The sequence below is a fragment of the Mesorhizobium sp. WSM3866 genome (assembly GCF_002294795.1).
Classification (GTDB): domain Bacteria; phylum Pseudomonadota; class Alphaproteobacteria; order Rhizobiales; family Rhizobiaceae; genus Mesorhizobium.
Genome location: NZ_NSGC01000003.1, coordinates 189,196 through 206,868 on the forward strand (window position 1 = coordinate 189,196; position 17,673 = coordinate 206,868).

Sequence of the window (17,673 nt, forward strand, 5' to 3'; positions counted from 1 at the left end):
TGGACTTTTGATGATGGTTCAACCTACTCTGCCGCGACCAGTCCTGCCATCTCGCGGTTCTTCATCAGCTTGTAGATGATTGAATCCATCAGCGCCTGGAAGGAGGCGTCGATGATGTTTTCCGATACGCCGACCGTCCACCAGCGGGCGCCGGTGGAATCGTGCGATTCGATCAGCACTCGGGTGATGGCTTCGGTGCCGCCGTTGAGAATGCGCACCTTGAAGTCGGCGAGCTCGAGGTCGACGATCTCGTTCTGATACTTGCCGAGATCCTTGCGCAGCGCGATGTCGAGCGCGTTGACCGGGCCGTGGCCTTCGGCCACCGACATCTTCTCCTCGCCGTCGACCATCACCTTCACGATCGCCTCGGACACGGTCTTCAGGTTGCCGTTGGCATCGAAGCGGCGCTCGACCATGCAGCGGAACGAGGTGACGTTGAAGAACTCCGGCAGGCCGTGCAGCATCTTGCGGGCCAAGAGCTCGAAGGAGGCGTCGGCGCCCTCATAGGCGTAGCCTTCGGCCTCGCGCTCCTTGACGACGGCGATGAGCGCGTCGAGCCGGCTGTCGTCCTTCGGCACGTCGATGCCGCGCCGCTTCAATTCCGCGAGGAAATTGGCCTTGCCGCCCTGGTCGGAGACCATGACACGGCGGCGGTTGCCCACGGCTTCCGGCGGCACATGCTCGTAAGTCGCCGGCTCTTTGGCCAGCGCCGAGGCATGGATACCCGCCTTGGTGGCGAAGGCGGATGAGCCGACATAGGGCGCCTGAGCTTCCGGCGCGCGGTTGAGCAACTCGTCGAAAGCGCGGGAGAGCCGCGAAATGCCGGTCAGTGCTTCGGCCGAAATGCCTGTCTCGAAGCGATCGGCGAAGGCCGGCTTGAGCGCGAGCGTCGGGATGATTGTGACCAGATTGGCGTTGCCGCAGCGCTCACCGATGCCGTTCAGCGTGCCCTGGATCTGGCGCACACCGGCCTCAACGGCGGCAAGGGAATTCGCCACCGCCTGGCCGGTGTCGTCATGGGCATGAATGCCGAGATGGTCGCCAGGGATGCCGCCCGCGATCACCTTCTCGACGATGGCCCGCACTTCCGAAGGCTGCGTGCCGCCATTGGTGTCGCATAGCACCACCCAGCGCGCCCCGGCATCATAGGCCGTCTTGGCGCAGGCCAGCGCGTAAGCCGGATTGGCCTTGAAGCCGTCGAAGAAATGCTCGCAGTCGACCATCGCCTCCTTGCCGGCGGCGACCGCCGCCTGGACCGAGACCTTTATCGACTCAAGGTTCTCCTCGTTGGTGCAGCCGAGCGCCACGCGCACGTGATAGTCCCAGCTCTTGGCGACGAAGCAGATCGCGTCCGACTTCGATTGCACCAGCGCCGCCAGCCCCGGATCGTTGGAGGCCGAAACCCCTGCCCGCTTGGTCATGCCGAAGGCGACGAATTTCGCGCTTTCCGTGCGCTTCTGATGGAAGAAGGCGGTGTCGGTCGGGTTGGCGCCGGGATAGCCGCCCTCGACATAGTCGATGCCGAATTCGTCAAGCAGCTTGGCGATCGCGATCTTGTCCTCGACGGAAAAGTCGATGCCCGGCGTCTGCTGGCCGTCGCGCAGCGTGGTGTCGAAGAGGTAGAGGCGTTGCTTCATCATGGCTGTAGCTCGAAAAGTCGCGATCCTTCGCGCCGGGGGCGCCGTAGAGCACAAACCTGCATGGTTATTTGCCGGCGTATTTATCCGTCGCCCGGATCAGCCGGTCCAGAATCCCCGGCTCCGAATACGAGTGGCCGGCGCCTTCGATGAGGTGGAAATCCGCCTTCGGCCAGGCCTTGTGCAGCGCCCAGGCATAGCGCGCCGGGCACGGCATGTCGTAGCGGCCGTGGACGATGGTGCCGGGGATGTCCTTCAGCTTCCAGGCATCGCGCAGCAGCTGTCCTTCTTCCAGCCAGCCGGCATGGACGAAATAGTGGTTCTCGATGCGGGCGAAGGCGATGGCATAGTCGTCCTGGCCGAAAGGCGTGCTGGTTTCCGGCTCCGGCAAAAGCGTGATCGTCTCGCCTTCCCACAGACTCCAGGCAAGCGCCGCCTCGACCTTCGCCTTGCGGTCGGTGCCCACCAGCCGCTTGCGGTAGGCGGCCATCATGTCGCCGCGCTCGGCCTCGGGGATCGGCGCGAGAAAACGCTCCCACTTGTCGGGAAACATCTCGGAGACGCCGAACTGATAGTACCATTCGAGCTCGGCGCGGGTGAGCGTATAGATGCCGCGCACGACGAGCTCGCTGACGCGCTCGGGATGCGTTTCGGCATAGGCGAGCGCCAGCGTCGAGCCCCACGAGCCGCCGAACACCAGCCATTTGTCGAAGCCCGCCATCTCGCGCAGGCGTTCGATGTCGGTGACGAGATGCCAGGTGGTGTTGGCTTCCAGCGAGGCGTTGGGCGTCGACTTGCCGCAGCCGCGCTGGTCGAACAGGATGACGTCGTAGAGTTTCGGGTCGAACAGCCGCCGGTGTTTGGGCGAGATCGTGCCTCCAGGGCCGCCATGCAGGAATACGGCTGGCTTGGCGCCTTTGGTGCCGCAGCGCTCCCAATAGATGGTGTGGCCATCACCGACATCGAGCATGCCTGTTTCGGACGGCTCGATCTCGGGATAGAGCGTGCGCAAGGAGCTGCTGTGGATCGTCATAGTTTCAGTCCCTGCTGCGGCCAGTTGGCCGTCTCGTGATCGGGATGCTGGAAGGAGATGATCTGCTCCTGCCGTCGATAGTAGTCGGGGTCGTCGTGGACCGGCGCCTCGAAGATCTTCTCCACCCAGGGCAGCCGCACCGCGTAGTTGACCTGGATCTGCGGCGCCAAGTCCGAACGATCGTCGAAGGCACCGATGGCGATCTCCAGCCCGCCCGGCTGGCGGTAGGTGAGCGGCGTGCCGCAGCGGCGGCAGAAGCCGCGATCGATGTTGACCGAGGACTGGAAATAGCTCGGCTCCTCATGGGTCCATTCGATGCCATCCTTCGGCACCGTCACCAGGGCGCCAAAGAAATTGCCGAACTGTTTCTGGCACATGCGGCAATGGCAGATGGACGGGCGCCCGAGCTTGCCGTGGACGCGGAAGCGCACGGCGCCGCACTGGCAGCCGCCGGTTCGAATTTCATCGGTCATGGTTTTTCCTCCGGCGGCCATTGGTCCGTGTCGTGATCGGGATGTTGATAGGAGACGAGCTCGGCGAGATAAGGCGCCGACGAAATATCGCCCATCGTCTCCTCGGAGGGCAGTTTCGAAACGCCGTCGACATAGGGAAGCTTCGCTTCGACGCCCCACTGGATGGTTGGCGCGATGCCGGCCGGGTCGTCGAAGGCGGCGATCGCCAGCGCCACGCCGTCCGGCGCCTCGAAGGTCAGCGGCGTGCCGCATTCGGCGCAGAAGCCGCGCCATGCCGCGCTGGACGAGCGGAAGCGCTTCGGCTCGCCGCGCGTCCAGTCCAGCCTGGCGCCGCGCACCGAGACCAGCGGCAGATAGAAATTGCCGCTCGCCTTCTGACACATGCGGCAATGGCAGACCGAGGCATCGCCCAGGGCGCCCTCAACGCGGAAACGCACGGCGCCGCACTGGCACCCGCCCGTATAGACCGGCCGGTTATCAAGGCTCATCGATCCCTCCCATCGAGCTCACTCCGGATCATGGCAGACCGCCTCGACATTGTTGCCGTCGGGATCGAAGACGAAGGCGCCGTAATAATTGGGGTGGTAATGCGGACGCAGCCCCGGCCCGCCATTGTCCTTGCCGCCGGCCGCAAGGGCCGCGGCATGGAAGGCGTCGACCTCGGCGCGGCTGCGCGCGGTGAAGGCGACATGCTGATGGTCCTTCGGCTTCTCCTTGCCCGCGCTCAGCCAGAACACCGGCCGGTCGCGGCCATAGCCGCCGACCTTGGCGCCGCCGGTATATTCCTCCGGCACCATGTAGAGCAGCGAAGCGCCAAGCGGCGCCATTGCCTTGTCGTAGAATGCCTTGGACTTTTCGAAATCGGAAACGCTGATGCCGAGATGATCGATCATGGAACGAGCTCCTGCGTTGCGGTCTCCGGCACTTCGGCGCCGGCCAGGCCGGCCGCAATGACGATGTGCTGGCAGACATTGTCGATATCGCGGATCACGTCGTCGTTCCAGAAGCGCAGCATGGTCCAGCCGCTTGCAGCTAGATAGCCACTTCTTGCCTCGTCACGGTTTAAGTGTTCCGCATCGCCATGCTGGCTGCCATCGACCTCGACTATGAGGCGATGGGCCGAGCACGCGAAATCAACGATATAAGGTCCGATCGGCACCTGCCGCCGGAAGCTCATGCCCGTCAAGCGGTGGGCACGCAACTCGTTCCAAAGTTTCAGCTCGGCATCCGTCATGGCACGCCGCATGGACTTGGCGTTATTGCGCTGACGGGATGGAACGAGGTCGTGGCCCATAGCTACACGCCCTCACGTTTGCGATTAACGAAATCGCACGCCCGAGCTAATCTCCCCCCTTGCGGGGGAGATGTCCGGCAGGACAGAGGGGGGTCCTGTCCCGCCGACGTAGCAACGAGAGAGTGCTGCCCTCCTAGGGAATAGCGGGTGTGTGAGTGGGAAAACTCAAACCCTGGAGTTCCTTCGCACCCCCCTCTGTCTTGCCGGACATCTCCCCCGCAAGGGGGGAGATTGGACGTCACCGGCGCCTCCGCCAGTCCTGAAACGATCCCCTGCGCCACCCTCACCGCTTGATCTCCCAGGTCGTCACCCGCTGGCCGGTGAGAGGATCCTTGCCGTCCTTGAGCTGAACGCCCTGCGCCAGAAGCTCGTCGCGGATGCGGTCGGCCTCAGCCCAATTCTTGTCGGCGATGAACTTCAGGCGCCTGGCGATCGCCTCAGCGATCACGGTTTCGTCCACCTTCGCTGCGCCGACGTCGAAGCCGAGGAAGGAAAGCGCCGCTTTCAGCGAAGCCGCGGCGGCGTTCTCGCCGGCGCCAGTGAACTCCACCGCCTCGCCGGCAAGCTGCGTCAATCGCTGAAAGGCAGCGTAGGTGGCGAGGTCGTCGGACAGCGCCTCAAGCACGTCTGCCGGCAGGTCCCCCGCCGCCGCGGGCGCTAGATCGGCCGCACGCTTCCATTTGCGCAGCGTGTTTTCCGCCTCCTCCAGCTTGCGCACGGAAAAGTCGATCGGCTCGCGGTAATGCGTCATCAGCATAGCCAGCCGCAGCACCTCGCCCGGCCATTTCCTGCCGCCGAAAGTCTCGGTCTCCAAGAGCTCATGGATCGAATAGAAATTGCCGAGGCTCTTCGACATTTTCTGGCCCTCGACCTGAAGGAAGCCGTTGTGCATCCAGAAATTGGCCATGACGTTTGTGCCGTGGGCGCAGCGCGACTGGGCGATCTCATTCTCGTGATGCGGGAAGATCAGGTCGAGGCCGCCGCCATGGATGTCGAAGACCTCGCCGAGATAGGCGGCCGACATGGCCGAGCATTCGATGTGCCAGCCCGGACGGCCCCTGCCCCACGGGCTTTCCCAGCCGGGCTCTTCCGGCGTCGAGAGTTTCCATAAAACGAAATCGCCGGGGTTCTTCTTGTGGGCGTCGACCGCGATGCGGGCGCCGGCCTGCTGCTCGTCGAGATTGCGCTTCGAAAGCTCGCCATAATCGGGCATCGAGGCGGTGTCGAAGAGCACCTCGCCCCCGGCGACATAGGCGTGGCCGCGCTCGATCAGTTGCGCAATCAGCGACAGCATGTCGGCCTTGCCGTCGGCGCGGGGCGCGACGAATTCGGTCGCCCGCGGCTCGTGGGTCGGCTCCAAACAGCCGAGTGCCGCGACATCTTTGTGGTACTGGTCGGCGGTCTTTTCGGTGACGCGCCGGATCGCGTCGTTCAGCGAAAGCTTGCCGGCTTCGATCTCGGCGCCGAAATCGCGCAGGGCGCGCGCATTTATCTTGTCATCGACATCCGTGATGTTGCGCACATACGTGACGTGCTTTTCGCCATAGAGTTGGCGCAGCAAACGGAACAGCACGTCGAAGACGATCGCCGGCCGCGCGTTGCCGATATGGGCAAAGTCGTAGACCGTCGGGCCGCAAACATACATGCGCACGTTTTGCGGATCGATCGGAACGAAACGCTCCTTCGCCCGCGTCAGCGTGTTGTAAAGGCTGAGGCCCTTCGATGCGTCAGACATTCGTGCTCTTCCGATCCCTTATGTTGGACGGAGCCTCCCCGCGCGCGGGCGCAAATCGGGCTCCAGCCTGCTGGCCGGGGCGTTTGTCCAATCTAGGGGAAGATAAGGCGAAAACGTCCGGACCAGCGCGAGGCTAGCCAATAATGCAAATGCCACAAATGGCGAAAGACGTTTTCATGCCCGGCTTTATCACGTCCGCAGGTGTTGCCGTCAAGTCGCTCAACTCGGGAAAGCTGTCGTTCCATCACAGGTAAAAACGGGCCGAAACATTTTATTAAGCATCTCGGCACAGTGATGAAACATTATCGGACTAGACCGCCAAACGTCACGATTTGGTCCGAATCGACCACCAAACCCAGACACGAAAACGTTACCAGGGAAGAGAACAATGCCTCGAAGTAAGCAAGAACAAAGCCGACCGGCGCAGCAGCCGCTCGCCAGCCACTACCGCGCGATCGGCCCTGCGGCCATCGTCGCAGCCCTTCTTCACACCGCGAAGAAGAAGAAGCCGGCGCAGAAGATCATCTCGCCGCGCGCCGCTTGAAACGGCAGGACCGGCGCAGTCTCCGATGATCGGGGTGCCGGCAATGAGGGCGACGCCAATGCTCGCCCTGGAGCCTCCGCTAGCAGCCTTCGCTAAAACAGGGTCATCTGGTTTTCGTCCGCGCCGGGTTTCTGGCGCCTGACCTTGTCGGGCTGAGGCCCGACCATGCCCCGCTCCTGAATCTCCGGCCCGGTGTTGGCGACCTTGTTGACGAGGTCGGAAACCGGAATCGCCTCGAAGAAATCGGGCTCGGCGGGCTTGAGGAGGTCGAGCACGTCGCGCGGCTCCTGCGTGCGGCAATCCAACCAGCGGGCGAAATCGCGTTCCTCGATCACCACCGGCATGCGGTCGTGGATATGGGCGGTGCCGGCGTTGGCCCGCGTGGTGAGGATCGCGCCGGTGTCCATCTCGGAACCGCCCGGCTCGGCATAGGTCTCGATCAGACCGGCGAAGGCGATCACCCCGCCCCGCCGCGGCTGGATCCAGTAGGGCTGGCCCTTGGCGCTACCCGACTGCTGCCATTCATAAAAGCCGGAGGCCGGCACAAGGGCCCGGCGATGGCGCATGGCGGTCTTGAACGAGGCCTTCTGCAGCACGCCTTCCGAGCGCGCGTTGAAGAGCAGCGGAAATTCCTTCGTATCCTTGACCCAAGTCGGGATCAGGCCCCAGCGCACCAGCATCGCCTGGCGGTCTGGCAGGTTGGAGCCTGGCGCTCTTGGCGGACTGGCGAACGCCATCAGCACCGGCTGCGTCGGAGCGATATTGTAGCGGGCCGGAAACGCCTCCAGCTCCGCCAGGCCAAGAATGGCGGCGGTCTGGTCCGGCGAGGCGGTCAGGGCAAAGCGTCCGCACATGGATTGGCTCTTCGGTCGGGATCGCCATGAAAGTGGCGATGGAACCGCCGCGCCGCAACCGCTAAAGCTGTCCGGTCCACAACCAAGCCGGCAGCCGGCGCGATTCGCAACGCATGAACAAGGTTCGCAAGATTATCCCGGCAGTCTCCGTCGCCGTCGTGCGCGGCAAGACGGTGCTGCTTGTCAAGCGGGCGCGGCCGCCTTCGCAAGGGCTCTACGCGTATCCCGGCGGCAAGGTCGAGCCGGGCGAGACGCTGGCGCAAGCCGCGGCGCGCGAACTCAAGGAGGAAACGGGGCTCCAGGCGAAGGATTACCGCCCGCTGCGCGACATCCATATCGACGGCCGCGCTGAGCACCACGCGGTCGACTATTTGCTGACGGTGTTCGGCGCGGCCTATGTCGGCGGCGAGCCGGCAGCGAGCGATGACGCCGAGACGGCGGCGTTCTACACGCTGGCGGAAATGGCGGCGATGCCGCTGGCGGGCGATGTGTTTGAAGTTGCCGAGGAGTTGCTTGGTCCTGCGCAAGCCGCCGAGCGGTGACCCCAGAATGGCCTTGCGGGCGACAAAATGTTTCGCCACAAAGCCTTGCTCTTCCATCGCAAGGCCCTGATGACCCGCGCCTCCCCCTTTCTCGCCGCAAGCCTCGCTATCAGCATGGCCGTCACGGTGCAGCCGGCATCGGCGGCCGAGGCGCCGTTCGAGCCCGGGCTGATGCGCCTCGCCGAGGTGCTGGGTTCGCTGCATTTCCTGCGCAACCTCTGCGGCGAGAAAGGCGACCAGTGGCGGCTGGAGATGGAAAAGCTGCTCGAGTCGGAAAATCCCGATCCCAACCGGCGCGCCCGCTTCATCGCCTCCTTCAATCGCGGCTACCGCTCCTTCAGCGGCACCTACACGCAGTGCACGCCTTCGGCCACCGAGGCCATTGCCCGCTACATGAAGGAAGGCGAGACGCTGTCGCGCGATATCGCTTCCCGCTACGGGAATTGAGGACCGGCATCGATCGCGACTATCCACCGACAAATCGCTCCAATGTGGCCGGCCTTATTGTATCAGGCTGCGCCTTGGTGCAATCATCTGTTGCGCTTGTGCAACAATGTTAATGAAACGTTAGTGGACAAATGCGGAATTAACTCAAACTGAAGGTTTTAATGCCGCAAGCTGGTCTAATCGGCTAAGCTCGGTCGGAATTGATCGCAGCCTTGCTCGATATGTAGATTGCGACTGCAGAAATGTCGTATTTACAAGCACTTGTACGAGCAGCGCATGAACTGGCAAGTCAAGCCCGGTGCCTTGCCGGACCGACGCTTGAAAAGGTGGACATCGCAATGGAACATGGCGTCAGCGACATCGACGCGTTGGTCAGGGAAGAAAAGCGCCTGACCGCCGTGGAGAGCCACAGTGAAGCCTGGGCGGAAGGATTGTCGGCCGGCATCGAGCCCGAAATCATCGCCGAGGCTGCGCTGGAAACCGCCTTCGGCGAGATGCTGCGCGCCAATGGTGAGACCTCAGCGCTGGCCCTGCTCGACCGCATGCGCGAAAAGGTGATCTCCGGCGCGTTCGAGCCGGAACGGCTCAGGCACTAGCCCGCCCGCTTTGGCTGCTTTTGACGGCGACGCGCCGTTTGGGCATCATACCCGCCGCCTAGCCATTAGTTTTTCGCAATTCCGGACGGAAACCATTGCACAGTTTTCTGGAATTGCCCTAGCGAGCCCGGAACCATGGAGAGGCAAGGGGTGAGATTTTCGTTGGCAGGCAGGCCGCGCGGGCTGGCCCTCGGCATCTGGATCACTGCTTCCTGCGCCGGGCCATTGGCAATCTGCCTCGCCAGCACGCCTTGCTATGCGCTAAGCGAGATCCAACGCGAGGAGTTGCCTTCGCCGGTCACTCCGTCCACCAGTGACGAAACGACCGCTCCGGGGACCACCGTGCCAATGCCGGCCGCGCCCGGCACCAAACCCTCCGACAACAGCCAGCCGGCCGACGAGACGGACAAGAGCGCGCCCGAAGCGCCAACCGGCAGCGGCGGCATCACCAGCCCGCGCTCCGACCCGGATTCGCCGCCGCCGCCCGTCGTCTACGACCTCGACAAGCTTCCCGAGCCGGTCAAACGCATGCACGGCCTGATCATCGAGGCCTGCAAGAGCGGCGATATCGAGAAACTTCGGCCGCTGATCGGCTCGGGCGAATCCATGACGCAGCTATCGCTCGGCGACATCGAGGGCGACCCGGTCGCTTTCCTCAAGGGACTCTCCGGCGACGGCGACGGCCAAGAGATTCTCGCCATTTTGGAAGAGGTGCTCAGCGCCGGCTATGTCCATGTCGACACCGGCACGCCGCAGGAGCTCTATGTCTGGCCGTATTTCTTCGCGCTGCCGCTCGACAAGCTGGATCCCAGGCAGCGCGTCGAGCTGTTCAAACTCGTCACCGCAAGCGACTATGACGACATGAAGCAGTTCGGCGCCTATATCTTCTATCGCGTCGGCATCACGCCCGCCGGCCAGTGGCTGTTCTTCGTCGCCGGGGATTGAGCCAGAAGCTCATCCCTTGCCAATTTTGGTCTGCGGCCATATGCGGTTTGCCTCCTCTCGCAGAGCCGGAATCGCATCGGCTCCCACCGTCGGCATTTTGCAAGAAAGAAAATCGACCAGGGCAAGTTCCCGCAGCTGCAGGCACTCATAATGCAGGGCGCGCTTAAGAAATCCAACGTGGCCTAAGCCGCCAGCGCCTCGGAAAACTCCACCGCCCTGCCCTGGCCGGGCGTGACGATCTCGCCGTCCCACATTACCCGGTTGCCGCGCACGATGGTGCCGACCGGCCAGCCGGTGACCTCTTTGCCGTCATAGGGCGTCCAGCCCGCCTTGGAGCCAGCCTGCGCGTTGGTGATGGTCTCGCGGCGCTTCAGGTCTACGACGGTGAAATCGGCGTCGTAGCCGGCGGCGATGCGGCCCTTTCCCGCCATGCCGAAGATGCGCTGCGGACCATGACTGGAGAGATCGACGAAACGCTGCAAAGTGAGCCGGCCGGCGTTGACATGGTCGAGCATGATCGGCACCAGCGTCTGCACGCCCGTCATGCCCGAAGGCGAGGCAGGATAAGGCTTCGCCTTCTCGGCCAGCGTGTGCGGCGCGTGGTCGGACCCCAGCACATCGACGATCCCTTGCGCAATGCCGTGCCAGACGCCGTCGCGGTGGCGCGCCGCGCGCACCGGCGGGTTCATCTGGATCAGCGTGCCGAGCCGCGCATAGTCGTCAGCTGAGAGCGTCAGGTGATGCGGCGTCGCCTCGCATGTAGCGACGTCTTTATGCTGCTCGAGGAAAACGATCTCCTCGGCCGTCGAGATGTGCAGCACATGGATGCGCGCGCGCGTCTGTCTCGCGATGCGCACCAGGCGCTCGGTGCAGCGCAGCGCCGCGATCTCGTCGCGCCAGACAGGATGCGACGAGGGATCGCCCTCGACGCGCAGACCGAGCCGCTCGCGCAGACGGAACTCGTCCTCGGAGTGGAAAGCGGCGCGGCGGCGGGTGTTGCGCAGGATGGAGGCGACGCCTTCGTCGTCCTCGACCAGCAGGTCGCCGGTGGACGAGCCCATGAAGACTTTTATGCCGGCAGCTCCTGGCAGCCGCTCGAGCTCGCTGACATCGCCGGCATTGTCGCGCGTGCCGCCAACCCAGAAAGCGAAGTCGCAATGCATGCGGCCGGTGGCGCGCCGCACCTTGTCGGCAAGGGCCGCCTCGCTGGTGGTCAGCGGATTGGTGTTGGGCATCTCGAAGACCGCGGTGACGCCGCCCAAAACCGCGGCGCGAGACCCGGTTTCCAGATCTTCCTTGTGCTCCAGTCCCGGCTCGCGGAAATGCACCTGGCTGTCGACGACGCCGGGCAGGATGTGCAGGCCCGTGCAATCGATCGTCTCGCCGGCCGACGCTTGGCCGAGATCCCCTATCGCGGCAATACGCCCGGCCTTCACGCCGACATCGCGCCGGCCTTCACCGTCATGGTTGACTACCGTGCCGCCTGTCAGGATGAGGTCGAAGGTGGTTGCCATGGACTGGTCCAATCTCTTGCGGGGGGAGTGTGGCCGGCTTACGTAATGACCATCATTTTTGCAAGATCAGGCCGACTTCACGCCCATGCCCTTTGCCCTGCTGAAAGACCGCGCGCTCATTTCCGTGTCAGGCCAGGATGCCGAACATTTTTTGCAAAACATCCTCACCACCGATCTCGATGCGCTCGGCGCCGGCGAGGCAAAGCCTGGCGCGCTGCTTTCGCCGCAAGGCAAGATCCTGTTCGATTTTCTCATCTCTCGCGCCGGCGAGAACGGCTTCCGGCTGGAATGCCGGACCGACATAGCCGATGACTTCGTGCGCCGGCTGATGCTTTACCGGCTGAGGGCAAAGGCCGAGATTGCCAAGCAGGATCAGGCGCTTGTCACGGTTGCGTGGGATGATGATTCAACCGCCTCATTTGCCGATTCAACTTCGCTCGCCGACACGCGCTTCCGCGAGGTGGAGGTCAGGCGCACATATGACGGCGCAGTTCAGGACAGCGGCGATGCCGGCGCATGGCGGGCCCTGCGTATCGCCAACGGCATCGCCGAAAGCGGCAGCGATTATCAGCTCGGTGACGCTTTTCCACATGACGTTCTCCTCGACGAGACCGGCGGCGTCGGCTTCAAGAAAGGCTGCTATGTCGGCCAGGAAGTCGTCTCGCGCATGCAGCATCGCGGCACCGCGCGACGCCGCGTGCTGATCGCCACAGCCGGGGGTTCCCTGCCTGCGTCCGGTACCGAGCTCACCGTCGCAGGCCGCCCGGTCGGGACGCTGGGTTCGGTAAGCGGCGGACGCGGCCTCGTCATTGCCCGCATCGACCGCGTCAAGGCAGCGCTCGATGCCCGTGACCCGATCATGGCCGGCGACGTCCCGGTGACGCTCGCCATCCCGGGCTGGGCGAAATTCTCCTTCCCGCAAGACACCGTCAGCGCGGAGGAGGCCTGATGGCGGCCGACAGGGCGGGAGCGCCGCCGCGCGCCTGGCAGCGCATGCTGTCCGGCCGGCGGCTCGACCTGCTCGACCCCTCGCCGCTCGACATCGAGATCGCCGACATCGCGCATGGCCTCGCCCGCGTCGCCCGCTGGAACGGCCAGACCAGCGGCGAGCACGCCTTTTCGGTGGCTCAGCATTCGCTGCTGGTCGAGGCACTCTATGGTGAGCTGGTGCCGGCCGCCTCCGCCGAGGCGCGGCTCGCGGCGCTGCTGCACGACGCGCCCGAATATGTCATCGGCGACATGATCTCCCCCTTCAAATCGGTGATGGGCGGCTCCTACAAGGACTGCGAGCTCAGGCTGCAGCGCGCCATCCATCAACGTTTCTCGCTGCCGGCCGAGCTCGGTTCCACCTTGCGCAAGGACATCAAGCGCGCCGACCAGATCGCCGCCTATTACGAAGCGACGCTGCTTGCCGGCTTCTCGACCGCGGAGGCGACGGAGTATTTCGGCCGGCCGCGCAGCTTTTCCGCCGACCATTTCGACTTCACTCCACGCTCGGTGACCTGGGCGCAGGCGGCATTTCTGAAACGATTCGCGGCGCTGGAAGCTAAACGCCAGCCTTTTCTTGCTGCCAATTCCGTCAAATAAAAGAACGCTAAATTAACCGGCGGCCACGACAGTAAACTGTTCAGTCACGGTCGGCAGGCGCGCTCATGCCCGTTGCTCATGTCAAGGCTGGTTCGGCCGCAGTCAGGCGGAAGGCAACCGGTATTGGCCCGGTTCGACGAATAGCGGAGGAACTTCGCGCACAAAACGAGCGCTTTTCGGCCGCCGTCGAGAACATGTCGCATGGCCTGTGCATGTTCGACGCCGACGAGCGCATGATCATCTGCAACCGAAACTACATCGACCTCTTCCGCCTCGACGCCAAAGTCACGAAGCCCGGCATTCGGTTCTTCGACATCTTGCAGCACAGCGTCGAAATCGGCATCGCCTCGCAAACCGCCGAGCAGCTCTACGCCGTCCGCAAACCCTATATCGACGGCGCCAAGCCCTCGACTTATGAGGAGACGCTGGCGGACGGGCGCATCATCGTCATCTCGCATCGGCCGCTGGCCTCCGGCGGCTGGGTGTCGATCTACGAGGACGTGACCGTGCAGCGGCGCTCCGAAGAGGAACTGAAGGAGCAGCATCGCCGCTTCGACGCCGCTTTGGCCAACATGTCGCAAGGCCTGCTGATGTATGACGCCGACGGCAAGATGATCGTGCGCAATCAGCGCTTTCTCGAGCTCTACAAAGTCGCCGCGACAGATTTCCCTTTTGGAACGACACACCGCGACGCGCTCAAACGACTGCTGGAACTCGGCATCTACACCAAGATCGACGTCGACAGCGAAGTCACCAGGACCGAAGCCTGCCTGCGAGCAGGGAAAATGCAGTCGGCTTACCGCTATCTTGCCGACGGCAGGACTTTTCTGGTGGTTCGGCAGCCGATGAGCGGCGGCGGCTGGGTCGTGACCTTCGACGATGTTACCGAGCGTCGCCGCGCCGAAGAGCGCATGACGCATCTTGCGCATCACGACACGCTGACCAACCTGCCCAACCGCTCGATGTTCCGCGAGCGCCTGGACCAGGCATTGAGCGAGGCCAAGGCCGCGCCGGTGGCGATCTTCTCGCTCGACCTCGACCGCTTCAAGGCCGTCAACGATACGTTCGGGCATCCGGCCGGCGACTGGCTGCTGAAAAGGGTGGCCGAGCGCCTGCAGCGCTGCCTGCGCAGCGACAAGGACGTGGTGGCGCGTTTCGGCGGCGACGAATTCGCCATCATTCAATCCAATATCAGAAACGCGGTCGACGCCGAAAAGCTGGCCAAGCGCATTATCGAGGTGATCGGCAAGCCTTATCGCGACAAGGGCCGCGAAATGCATGTCGGGGTGAGCCTCGGCATCGCACTTTATCCCAGCGACGGGCAGGATGCGGATACGCTGCTCACCAATGCCGACATGGCGCTCTACCGGGGCAAGAGCGAGGGGCGCAACATCTACCGTTTCTTCGAGCCGTGCATGGATGCCATGGTGCGGGAGCGCCTGGCGCTCGAGGCCGACCTCGAAGCTGCACTCCCGAGGCGCGAGTTCGAACTGGATTTCCAGCCGATTCTCGACATCGCCTCCGGTGAGATCGTCGGCGCCGAAGCGCTGATGCGCTGGCGCTCGCCGTCGCGCGGGCTGGTGCCGCCGCAAGACTTCATCGCCGCGGCCGAAGAAACCGGGCTGATCGTGCAACTCGGCGACTGGGCGCTGCGCAAGGCCTGCGGCGTGGCGGCGGGCTGGCCGCAGGACGTGCGCATGGCGGTCAACGTCTCGGCGGCCCAGATCAAGAGCGGCGGCTTCGCCCGCAGCGTGATTGCGGCGCTCGCCTTTTCCGGCCTGCCAGCAAGCCGGCTGGAACTCGAAATCACCGAAACGGTGATGATGGACGAGAGCGACAGCGTGCTGAGGACGCTCGGGCAATTGCGCGGGCTTGGCGTGCGCATCGCGCTCGACGATTTCGGCACCGGCTATTCTTCGCTCGGTTATCTGCGGCGCTTCCCGGTCGACAAGATCAAGATCGACCGCTCCTTCATCCACGATCTCGACAAGCGCGACACGGCGGCGATCGTGCGCACGGTCATCGGGCTCGGTGCCGAGCTCGGCATCACCGTCACCGCGGAAGGCGTCGAGGCCGAAGAGCAGCTCGACATGCTGCGCAAGGCCGGCTGCGGCGAGGCGCAAGGTTTTCTGATCGGCGCGCCGGCCAGGGCCTCGGAGATGAGCCGCCTGCTGCGCTCGCAGGAAAAGCTTCGCCGATCCGGTTGATGCCAGGCACCGGTCAGCGCAGCGTCTCGAAATATTTCTCGTGGAAGCTCACATAGCCGGGTTCTACCACTTTGAGATGCCGCGCGATCAGCCGATGAAAAGCCGGCAATTGATGGAACGGCACACCCGGATAGGCGTGGTGCTCGGCATGGTAGGGCATGTTCCAGGCGAGCTTGCGCACGAACCAGTTGGTCAGCGTCGTCCTGGTGTTTTCCAGCATATTGGCGACGAAGGGGCAGCGGCCATGCTCGGCCAGCAGATAAAGCCTGAGAAAGGGCTGCCCGAGCAGCGCCGGTACGAGCCAAACGTAGAGGAGCACGGTCGCCTCGAGCCAGATCGCAAGCGTCAGCACGACGAGGTAGAAGGCGATCATCGCCCGCGCCTCGGCCTGGACTTTCGGCAAGCCTTTCGGGGGGCACATAGCTGTCCCCGCAGCGGCCGCTGGCATTTCTGTAGAGCGTCTTGAAATGACCCCATCACACCGGCAGGCCAGACACATGGACGATGTACTGTCGCAAGGTCTCGGGCTTCGGGAAAGCCAGCTCCGGATCGTTCTGCGGGTCCTGAGTGAAGCGATGATGGGCGAAATGGAAATAGCGGAACCAGTCGGCCGGCAGCGCGATCGCCAGGCTGCAGAGCCGCGCGACGGCATCGTTCAGCCACTGCGTTTCGAAGGCCGTCCTGTGCACGGTCTCATGCAGCAGCGTGAACAGGAACACGATCAGGATGCCCTGCGGCAGCATCAGAACCGGCCAGTACGGCACCTTGGCCGCGATCAGCGCGCCGAGAGCGACGATGGCGCCGAGATGAACGACGAATTGGATGATGCCCGGCAGATCGGACTTGCCGGTCAGCCGGCTGCGCTCCTCATTGGTCAGCGAGGCGATGACGTCGCGGTGGTCGATGGTGTGGTCGATGGCGCTCATGAGGCTACCGTACTGCAGAAAGAAAGCTTTCGAAAAACGAGGAATTCTGCAAAATAGATAAGCTCAGCTTATCTTTTCCGTCGCCATGGTCGCACTTCCCTCCCTGCGCGGACTTCAAGCCTTCGAGGCGGCGGCGCGCAGCGGCAGCTTTGCCGCAGCGGCGGAAGAGCTGTCGATTTCGGCGGCGGCGGTCAGCCAGCTCATCCGCACCGTGGAAGAACAGATGGGCCGCAAGTTGTTCCACCGCGTCAACCGGCGCGTCCTGCTCACCGAAGCCGGCGTCGAGATGTTGCCGAGGCTTACCATGGCCTTCCAGGAAATCGGCAGCGTCGCGCGGGATGTAGCGGCGATGCGTTCCGGCCGAGGCTCGTCATCTCGGTGCCGCCTTCGATGGCGATGGGCTGGCTTTCCGAACGCCTCGCCGGCTTTGTCGCCAGCCACGGCGCCGCGGATATTTCGCTGAGAGGCGCGGACGACCCTGTGCCGTTCGACCATGAGATGGTCGACATCCGGCGATCCTACGGCCGGCACTATCGCGAGCATCCGACCGAGGAGATCGCGCGGGATGCGGTCTATCCGGTCTGCGCGCCCAGCCTTGCCGGTGCAGCCAAGCCGGAAACTCTCGCCGGCCTGCCGTTGATCCACACCGACTGGGGCCCGACCGGAACCGCCTTTCCGTCCTGGCGCAACTGGCTCGAGGCGGGGGGCATCGCGCCGGGCCGGTCGGCCCAGCGCGGCCTTTCGGCCAACTCGTCGCGGGCCGCACTCGATCTCGCCATGTCGGGATTGGGCGTGGCGCTGGCGCAAGGCATCTACTGCGCCCGGGCGCTGGAAGACGGCAGGCTGGTCCGGCCGGTTGCCCGAGCGCTGGAATTGCGCCAGCCTTATTGCCTGACGATCCCTGAACGCAGCGCAAGGCGCGATGTGGTGGCGGCGTTTCGCGAGTGGCTGATCGCGGAATGCGTGCGCGCGGTCAGGTCGCCGGCGCTCGGTGCCTAGCAGTCAGAGATGCCCGGCCAGGGCCGCGACCATGTCCTTGCTGGTGGCTACCGGAAGGATCTCGAACTCCACCAGATCGGCCCATTCGATGACCCAACGCTGCAGCAGCGTGACGTCATCGGCCTCGACAAGCAGGAAGCAGCGGCTCATGTCGCCTGCGATCCAGCTATGGTGAACGACAAGCGCGTCCGGTTTCAGCCGGCCCCGATCGCGGAACCGCCGGTAGATTTCCTTGCGGTCGCAGCCGCGAAAATCCTCGACAACGAAAAACAGCATCTTGCCCCCATTCAGTTGATTGTCTTGGCCGGATTCAGCGACGCCAGGCGATCCCGTCCGGATG

General features: G+C 64.0%; 20 protein-coding genes and 1 pseudogene. 9 read left to right on the top strand and 12 right to left on the bottom strand.

The window, feature by feature from the left end; genetic code table 11:
• Window positions 1–23 precede the first annotated feature (23 nt).
• The 7 genes from cimA to cysS form a co-directional block, all read right to left on the bottom strand.
• On the bottom strand, window positions 24–1,640 hold the full coding sequence (gene cimA, locus CK222_RS08965) for a citramalate synthase (protein ID WP_095800102.1): 1,617 nt from the start codon (window positions 1,638–1,640) through the stop codon (window positions 24–26).
• 64 nt (window positions 1,641–1,704) lie between these two features.
• Window positions 1,705–2,670: a prolyl aminopeptidase gene (gene pip, locus CK222_RS08970; protein ID WP_095800103.1), complete on the bottom strand. Its 966-nt coding sequence runs from the start codon at window positions 2,668–2,670 to the stop codon at window positions 1,705–1,707.
• The gene (locus CK222_RS08975) at window positions 2,667–3,143 is read right to left on the bottom strand and encodes a GFA family protein (protein WP_095800329.1); all 477 of its coding nucleotides are present in this window, start codon (window positions 3,141–3,143) and stop codon (window positions 2,667–2,669) included. Before CK222_RS08975 ends, pip begins: the two co-directional genes overlap by 4 nt.
• The gene (locus CK222_RS08980) at window positions 3,140–3,631 is read right to left on the bottom strand and encodes a GFA family protein (protein WP_095800104.1); all 492 of its coding nucleotides are present in this window, start codon (window positions 3,629–3,631) and stop codon (window positions 3,140–3,142) included. Before CK222_RS08980 ends, CK222_RS08975 begins: the two co-directional genes overlap by 4 nt.
• Window positions 3,632–3,649: 18 nt before the next feature.
• Entirely contained in the window at window positions 3,650–4,036 is a 387-nt protein-coding gene (locus CK222_RS08985) for a VOC family protein (protein ID WP_095800105.1), read from the bottom strand.
• Window positions 4,033–4,437, bottom strand: coding sequence for a DUF559 domain-containing protein (locus CK222_RS08990; protein ID WP_095800106.1), 405 nt, complete (start codon window positions 4,435–4,437; stop codon window positions 4,033–4,035). Before CK222_RS08990 ends, CK222_RS08985 begins: the two co-directional genes overlap by 4 nt.
• Window positions 4,438–4,720: 283 nt before the next feature.
• Window positions 4,721–6,172, bottom strand: coding sequence for a cysteine--tRNA ligase (gene cysS / locus CK222_RS08995; RefSeq protein ID WP_095800107.1), 1,452 nt, complete (start codon window positions 6,170–6,172; stop codon window positions 4,721–4,723).
• A 388-nt stretch (window positions 6,173–6,560) separates the two neighbouring features.
• Between cysS and CK222_RS09000 the strand changes: the two genes are divergently transcribed.
• The gene (locus CK222_RS09000; RefSeq protein WP_082953737.1) at window positions 6,561–6,716 is read left to right on the top strand and encodes a hypothetical protein; all 156 of its coding nucleotides are present in this window, start codon (window positions 6,561–6,563) and stop codon (window positions 6,714–6,716) included.
• A 92-nt stretch (window positions 6,717–6,808) separates the two neighbouring features.
• Here the strand turns inward: CK222_RS09000 and CK222_RS09005 are convergent, their stop codons facing one another.
• Window positions 6,809–7,570, bottom strand: a complete 762-nt coding sequence (locus CK222_RS09005; protein WP_095800108.1) for an SOS response-associated peptidase — start codon at window positions 7,568–7,570, stop codon at window positions 6,809–6,811.
• 113 nt (window positions 7,571–7,683) lie between these two features.
• Here CK222_RS09005 and CK222_RS09010 point away from each other — a divergent pair, with 113 nt between their 5' ends.
• The 4 genes from CK222_RS09010 to CK222_RS09025 all read left to right on the top strand — a co-directional run bounded on the left by CK222_RS09010 (window position 7,684) and on the right by CK222_RS09025 (window position 10,100).
• Window positions 7,684–8,112, top strand: coding sequence for an NUDIX hydrolase (locus CK222_RS09010; RefSeq protein ID WP_095777839.1), 429 nt, complete (start codon window positions 7,684–7,686; stop codon window positions 8,110–8,112).
• A gap of 69 nt (window positions 8,113–8,181) precedes the next feature.
• A complete protein-coding gene (locus CK222_RS09015) occupies window positions 8,182–8,559 on the top strand; it encodes a TIGR02301 family protein (RefSeq protein ID WP_095781940.1) in 378 nt (125 codons plus the stop codon).
• A gap of 338 nt (window positions 8,560–8,897) precedes the next feature.
• The gene (locus CK222_RS09020; RefSeq protein ID WP_066997401.1) at window positions 8,898–9,155 is read left to right on the top strand and encodes a hypothetical protein; all 258 of its coding nucleotides are present in this window, start codon (window positions 8,898–8,900) and stop codon (window positions 9,153–9,155) included.
• Window positions 9,156–9,305: 150 nt separating this feature from the next.
• The gene (locus CK222_RS09025) at window positions 9,306–10,100 is read left to right on the top strand and encodes a hypothetical protein (protein ID WP_095800109.1); all 795 of its coding nucleotides are present in this window, start codon (window positions 9,306–9,308) and stop codon (window positions 10,098–10,100) included.
• Window positions 10,101–10,282: 182 nt separating this feature from the next.
• Here CK222_RS09025 and CK222_RS09030 read toward each other — a convergent pair whose 3' ends face one another.
• On the bottom strand, window positions 10,283–11,614 hold the full coding sequence (locus CK222_RS09030) for a dihydroorotase (RefSeq protein WP_067321151.1): 1,332 nt from the start codon (window positions 11,612–11,614) through the stop codon (window positions 10,283–10,285).
• An 85-nt stretch (window positions 11,615–11,699) separates the two neighbouring features.
• Between CK222_RS09030 and CK222_RS09035 the strand changes: the two genes are divergently transcribed.
• From CK222_RS09035 to CK222_RS09045, 3 genes are all read left to right on the top strand, one after another.
• Window positions 11,700–12,563, top strand: a complete 864-nt coding sequence (locus CK222_RS09035) for a folate-binding protein YgfZ (protein WP_067321148.1) — start codon at window positions 11,700–11,702, stop codon at window positions 12,561–12,563.
• The gene (locus tag CK222_RS09040; protein ID WP_095781517.1) at window positions 12,563–13,201 is read left to right on the top strand and encodes an HD family hydrolase; all 639 of its coding nucleotides are present in this window, start codon (window positions 12,563–12,565) and stop codon (window positions 13,199–13,201) included. The genes CK222_RS09035 and CK222_RS09040 overlap by 1 nt, the downstream gene beginning before the upstream one ends.
• A 194-nt stretch (window positions 13,202–13,395) precedes the next feature.
• Window positions 13,396–15,408 (top strand): EAL domain-containing protein, encoded by a 2,013-nt coding sequence (locus CK222_RS09045; RefSeq protein WP_245432984.1) that lies wholly within the window; start codon window positions 13,396–13,398, stop codon window positions 15,406–15,408.
• A gap of 13 nt (window positions 15,409–15,421) precedes the next feature.
• On the opposite strand, the gene CK222_RS33350 is transcribed toward CK222_RS09045, so the two are convergent.
• Window positions 15,422–15,829 carry a fatty acid desaturase gene (locus CK222_RS33350; RefSeq protein WP_280951761.1) on the bottom strand — a complete coding sequence of 136 codons (408 nt, stop codon included), beginning with the start codon at window positions 15,827–15,829 and terminating at the stop codon, window positions 15,422–15,424.
• A 55-nt stretch (window positions 15,830–15,884) separates the two neighbouring features.
• Complete coding sequence (locus CK222_RS33355; protein WP_280951762.1) at window positions 15,885–16,334, bottom strand: fatty acid desaturase; 450 nt, start codon at window positions 16,332–16,334, stop codon at window positions 15,885–15,887.
• A gap of 85 nt (window positions 16,335–16,419) precedes the next feature.
• Between CK222_RS33355 and CK222_RS09055 the strand changes: the two are divergent.
• Window positions 16,420–17,333, top strand: a pseudogene (locus CK222_RS09055) (LysR substrate-binding domain-containing protein).
• A 3-nt stretch (window positions 17,334–17,336) separates the two neighbouring features.
• Here the strand turns inward: CK222_RS09055 and CK222_RS09060 are convergent.
• On the bottom strand, window positions 17,337–17,609 hold the full coding sequence (locus CK222_RS09060; RefSeq protein ID WP_095800111.1) for a DUF3303 family protein: 273 nt from the start codon (window positions 17,607–17,609) through the stop codon (window positions 17,337–17,339).
• Between the last annotated feature and the right edge of the window lie 64 nt (window positions 17,610–17,673).